We start from the raw sequence: 5328 nt of genomic DNA, 5'->3' as shown, positions 1-5328 counted from the left end.
GTCTTCTCGTTCGTCGAGGTCGCGGGCGCGAGGCGCGGGAGGAATCCCCCGCGTGCGCAGAGGGCGATCGACCCCCTCGAATTGGACGCTAATGAGCGCGCCTGCTCCGAGCCTGCTCAGAACTGAGCAGGGGTTCCGATCGAGCGGTCGGCCCGGCCGAGCAGCTCGCGGACGCGGCGGTCGAGCAGCTCCGCGGCGGCGGCGGTGAGCCGGTCGGCGAGCACGACGACGTCCCGCTCGCGCCAGTCGGCGAGGCCGAGCTCCGGCGCGATGCGGTTGAAGGCACCGACCTCGGGACCGCTCGGGATGTTCCAGTTCAACCGCTGCGCCGGGTCGCCCGCGATCGCCCACGCGGCGGCGCGGTCGAGGTAGCCGACGACGGCGTCGGCCAACGCCCGGCGCGGCTCCGCTGCCGACGCGGCCGGCAGCGCGCCACCGAAGCACTCGCGCGCGATCCGCGCGCGGACGGTCTCGCTCACCTGCGCCAGCGACCCGTGGGTGCGGTAGAGCTGGTGCAGCCGCCCGGCCCGCGCCGCGTAGAGCGACCCGTCGCGCACCACGGGCTCCCGCCCGCCCAGCGCGAACAGCTCCGCACTCGGGGCGAGCACCGTGCCGTCGAGCTCCAGCTGCGCGAGCACGTCCTTGGCGGCGTCCGAGGTACGTGCCTGCGGCGTCGCGTGGTTCACCGCACCGGTGACGACGAAGTCGGCGCCCAGCAGGACGGCGGCCGCGATCTCGGCCGGGGTGCCGACACCGGCGACGCCGACCGGGACGGCGTCGTCGCGACCGGCGGCCGCCCGCAGCGATCGCAGCACCGGCAGCAGCAGCTCCACCCCGGTGCCCTCCCCGCCGGGGCCCGGCTCGGCACACAGGTCGGTGGCGACCGGCGACCGTACGGCGGCCGCCGCCTCGGCCGAAGTGAGGACGTCGGCGGCGAGGAGCTCGGCGACGACGTCGGGGTCGGCCGGCGCGAGGAAGGCGGCCGCGTGGTCGGCGGTGGCGAAGCGGACCAGCAACCGTCGCCCCTCCCCGCCGCCGGTGCCCGCGAAGCGCCAGCGCACGAGCTCCGGCCCCACCCCGGCCCAGCCGCCGGTGACGGCGTGACGCACCTCGGCCGCGATCGCGACGGACGTGACGGCCCGGGTGCGCCGCGCGTCGGGCAGCCGGGCGGGCAGCTCGATGCCCCAGCCGGTCGTGCCGCGGAGCTCGGCGACGTCGGCCGTCAGCTGCTCCGGCGAGCGCCCTCGCGAGCCGAGGAAGCCGAGCAGGCTCGCCTCGGCGAGGCGCCGCACGAGCGCCGGCCCGCTGATGCCGTGGGGGAGTGCGTCGACGAGGTAGGGCAGCCGCACGCCGTACGCCGCGGTGAAGCGGGGATCGCCGAGCGCGCTCACCCAGTGGTGCTCACCGCGCCCGGGCGCCGGGGCGGGGGACGGGGCGGGGGACGGGGCGGGGGACGCGGCGGGCGGCGGCGCCGGCCCGGGACTCGGTTCGGGATCGGCGGTGGCGAGCTGCTCGGCCCACCGCTGCGTGGCGCGCTGCCACAGGTGTGTCAGTACGTCGCCGGGGCCCGCCTCGACGACCTCGTCCACGCCGTCCTGCGAGAGCGCGGTCATCGTGTCCCACCAGCGGACCTGCCCGGTCAGCTGACCCAGCAGCCCGGCCACGATCGTGTCCGACCGGTACGGGCGGACGGTGACGTTCGCGACGACCGGGACGTCGGGCGCCCCGAAGTCCACGGCGTCGAGCGCGGCCCGGTAGCCGTCCACCGCGGGCTGCATGTAGCGCGAGTGCGCCGCGATGCTCACCGTGAGCCGGGTGGTCTTGCCCGCGGTGTGCTCGGCGATCAGGCCGGCGAGCCGGTCGATGTCGGCGTCCGGGCCGGACACCACGATCTGGTCGGGCAGGTTGTGGTTGGCGACGTCGACGGTGTCGATCGCGTGGGCGTCGAGCACCTCGGTCAGCTCCTCGGCGCCGATGCCGAGCACCGCCATCATCGCGCCGGACGGGCACGCAGCCATGAGCTCGCCCCGCGTGCGCACGAGGCGCAGCCCGGTCGCGAGGTCGAAGCAGCCGGCGGCGTGCAACGCGCTCAGCTCGCCGAGACTGTGCCCGGCCATCACGTCCGGAGCCGGGCCGTCCTCGGCGAGCGCCCGGGCGTGGAGCGCGTTCAGCACGAACATGACCGGCTGCACGTACTCGGTGCTGGCGAGTGCCGCGCCGCCCTGCGCGCAGAGCTCGGCCACCGAGTAGCCGAGCACCTCGTCGGCGGTCGCCATCACCTCGGGGAAGCGCGCGAACAGCTCCGCGCCCATCCCCCGGCGCTGGGACCCCTGCCCGGGGAACAGCCAGGCTCGTGCCATGTCAGGACTCCCAGGGGAACTTCCCGGAGCCGGCGAAGGCCGCCAGCCGTTCCTGCACGGCGGGCGCGGCCAGCAGCTCGGCCAGCTCGCTCACCGCCGCCGTCCGCGTGTCGGCGTCGATCGGATCCAGCCGCGCGGCGTAGCGCTTCGCCGCCCCGATCGTCTCGGCGGCCAGCTTGCCGGCCCGGAACACGATCGGCCGCAGCGCCGCGGGCAGGTCGTCGCCGACGACGTCGACGAGTCCCCACGACTGCGCGGTCCCGGCGTCGACGGGTTGGGTGGTCACCATCATCGAGCGCGCCCGATGGCCGCCGATGCGCCGACGCAGGAACGGCAGCACGACGCACGGCAGCAGGCCCCACAACGCCTCGGGCAGCGCGAACGTGCTCGTGCCCGTCGCCAGCACGACGTCCGACGCCGCGACGAGACCGACACCGCCACCGGCGGCCTGGCCGTCGACCAGGGTGACCACGGTGCGCGGCGTGGTGACGAGCCGTAGCAGCAGGTCGAAGTACGCGCCGCCCGGTTCGACCTGGGCGGCCGTCCCGGGCGACGATCCTGCCGCTGCGAGGTCCATGCCGGTGCTGAACACGCCCGCGCCGCCGGTGACGACGAACAGCCGGCACCCGCTGTCGGCCTCGGCCTTGGTCAGTCCGGCGTCGAGCTCGCCGATCATCGCGTCGTCGAGGGAGTTGCGACCGTCACCGCGGTCGATGCTCACCGCGACGACGGCCGGGTGCTCCATCACGTCCACCGGTACTCCCGGTGGAACTCGTCGATGCGATCCAGGACGAGCAGCCCCTGCCCGGCGAACTGCTTGCCGAAGAACGGTTCGAAGTCCCCGCTGTCGAAGGTGGCGCTGCGAACCCCGAAGCTGCGCCGGTCGGCGTCGGCGATGTCGTCGTACTCGGCCACGGTCAGCGAGTGGCGTTCGTCGAGCAGCGCCCCCACCGACCGATCCGGTGCCGGCCCGACGGCACGCGCCGCGTCGGCAGGCACGACACCGCTGTAGAACTCGGACGCGCAGCCCGACCCGTAGCTGAACAGGCCGATCCGCCGCGCCCGGTCGAACTCGGCGTTCTCGACCAGCGAGCACAGGGCGAGGTACAGGGCCGCGGAGAACAGGTTGCCCACCCGGCGCGGGTAGTGCAGGGACGGCGCGACGCGCTCGGCGAAGTCCGCGGCGATGCGGTCGGCGGCGACGGCGTGCTGGCTGCGCAGCAGCGCCCGGTGGGCACCCTTCACCATGCCCGCGAAGGGGGTGTGGAACGCGAGGTGGTCGAAGGTCTCGAACACGTCGGTGTCCGGGACGCGGTCGCAGTAGTTCTGGACGCACGCCTGCACGCAGCTCAGGTAAGCCATCAGCGAGAGGTCGGAGTCGACGAGGTCGGCGTCCAGGCTCGGCCGCGCGGTGTCCATCACCTCGTAGGTGTGGAAGCCGTTGGCCCCCAGGTCGAGATCCAGCACGGCCGGTTCGCGACCGATCACCATGGCGACCCCGCCGGCGCCCTCCGACGGCTCCCAGTACGTCCCGCGGGCGGCCTTGCTCGGCGCGTCCGCGGCGATCGCGAGCGCCTTCGCGCCCGGGACGGGGCTCTGCGCGACGAGCCCGGCGGCCGTGTGCAGCGCGGCCGTCCCGCCGTAGCAGGCGTGCTTGACCTCGAAGGACCGGCAGCGGCGGGACAGCCCCAGGTGCTCGTGGACGTACGTGCTGAGAGGCTTGCCGAAGTCGAGCCCGGACTCGGTGCCGACGACGACGAGCTCGATCCGCTCGCGCTCGTCGTCGGTCATGGCGTCGACGAGCGGCTTGGCCGCGTTCACCGCGTTCGTCACCGCGTCCTCGCACGGCAGGTTGACCGACTTCTCGTCCATCATCAGGTTCTCGAACCTGTCGAGGGCGAGGCCACGGTCGGCGAACAGGTCGCGCACGCCGACGCAGAGCCGCCCCACGTAGGCGTTGACGGCCTCGATGCCGAGGCCGGGCTCGGTCGCCATCAGCGCTCTTCAGTGCTGGGAGGGCATCCGCGGCACGAGCAACGTGTCGTCGATGGTGCCGTCGACGAACAGCTGCTCCCACGTGCCGCCGCCCTTGGACTCGTGCACGCGCTGCTTCGCGTAGACCTCTTCCCGGAAGGCCGGGTCGCGCTCGAGCTCCAGCACGGCCTTGTAGTCCTCGAGGTCGCGCAGATGGATCAGGCAGTGGACGCGGTCCTGCCGGCCCCAGGTCTCCTCGTAGAGGAAGGAGGTCACCCGGCCCGGGAGCGCCAGGTTGACGTGCTCCTGCCAGTCCCACCAGAAGATGCGCCCCTCCTCGCGGAACTCGTACTTGACGTTGCCTGCGCGCATCACGATCGCACCCGCGTTGCCCGAGTGCAGCTGCTCGTCGCGCGGCTGCATCGTCTGGTTGTAGGCCGGCGGGGCGAACAGGTCGGGATCGTCGTCGTCGTCGTGGTGCTGGTTGACGCCGTGCTGCGGCACGAGGATGCGCTCCTGCATGCTCGACTCGATGAAGATCTTCTCCCAGTTGCCGTGGCCCTTCTCGGGCAACCGGTCGCGGATCGAGATGTCCTGGAACTTCTCGTCGTGGTCGACCATGTGCAGCAGCTTCTTGTAGGCGTCGGCCGAACGCATGTGGATCAGCCAGTGCACGCGGTCGCGGACGCCGAACGTCTCCTCGTAGCAGAACGTGGTCGCGGTGCCGAGCTGGTTCTCGTTGATGTAGTTGAGCAGGTCCACCGAGAACCCGTGGCCCTCGTCGGAGAACTCGTACTTGAACTGCCCGACCCGATGGATGATCAGCCCGGCGTTGGCCGAGTTGATCAGCTTGTCGGGGGTGAGCGAGGTCTGCATGTGCGCGCAGGGGATCGTGGTCTGCGGGGCGGTGTCGGTGGCCGCGGCCATGGTGGTCTCCTCGTCCGGTCGTCGGTCGGTCCCTCGTTCGTACCGGGGTCGGCGGCGCCGATCTGCC

Annotated in this window: 4 protein-coding genes; all 4 read right to left on the bottom strand. The window is 73.1% G+C overall.

Annotated features, from left to right (window positions below):
* Positions 1-116: 116 nt before the first annotated feature.
* The 4 genes from fabD to BUE29_RS08735 are packed head-to-tail and all read right to left on the bottom strand — an operon-like array spanning position 117 to position 5261.
* Complete coding sequence (gene fabD, locus BUE29_RS08750; RefSeq protein ID WP_073388683.1) at positions 117-2360, bottom strand: ACP S-malonyltransferase; 2244 nt, start codon at positions 2358-2360, stop codon at positions 117-119.
* A gap of 1 nt (position 2361) precedes the next feature.
* Positions 2362-3105, bottom strand: coding sequence for an enoyl-CoA hydratase-related protein (locus tag BUE29_RS08745; RefSeq protein ID WP_073389587.1), 744 nt, complete (start codon positions 3103-3105; stop codon positions 2362-2364).
* Positions 3105-4355, bottom strand: a complete 1251-nt coding sequence (locus BUE29_RS08740; RefSeq protein ID WP_073388681.1) for a hydroxymethylglutaryl-CoA synthase family protein — start codon at positions 4353-4355, stop codon at positions 3105-3107. Before BUE29_RS08740 ends, BUE29_RS08745 begins: the two co-directional genes overlap by 1 nt.
* Positions 4356-4364: 9 nt before the next feature.
* A complete protein-coding gene (locus BUE29_RS08735; RefSeq protein WP_073388678.1) occupies positions 4365-5261 on the bottom strand; it encodes a DUF6039 family protein in 897 nt (298 codons plus the stop codon).
* Positions 5262-5328: the final 67 nt, after the last annotated feature.

The sequence above is a fragment of the Jatrophihabitans endophyticus genome (genome assembly GCF_900129455.1).
GTDB lineage: Bacteria > Actinomycetota > Actinomycetes > Mycobacteriales > Jatrophihabitantaceae > Jatrophihabitans > Jatrophihabitans endophyticus.
Note: the sequence above shows the minus strand (reverse complement) of the source record. Positions and strands in the feature narration are given on the sequence as shown.

What these genes read in the sequence shown, in the direction of transcription:
- BUE29_RS08740 (WP_073388681.1), bottom strand. Translation starts at nt 4,355, where the DNA reads ATGGCGACCGAGCCCGGCCTCGGCATCGAGGCCGTCAACGCCTACGTG.
- BUE29_RS08735 (WP_073388678.1), bottom strand. Translation starts at nt 5,261, where the DNA reads ATGGCCGCGGCCACCGACACCGCCCCGCAGACCACGATCCCCTGCGCG.
- fabD (WP_073388683.1), bottom strand. Translation starts at nt 2,360, where the DNA reads ATGGCACGAGCCTGGCTGTTCCCCGGGCAGGGGTCCCAGCGCCGGGGG.
- BUE29_RS08745 (WP_073389587.1), bottom strand. Translation starts at nt 3,105, where the DNA reads ATGGAGCACCCGGCCGTCGTCGCGGTGAGCATCGACCGCGGTGACGGT.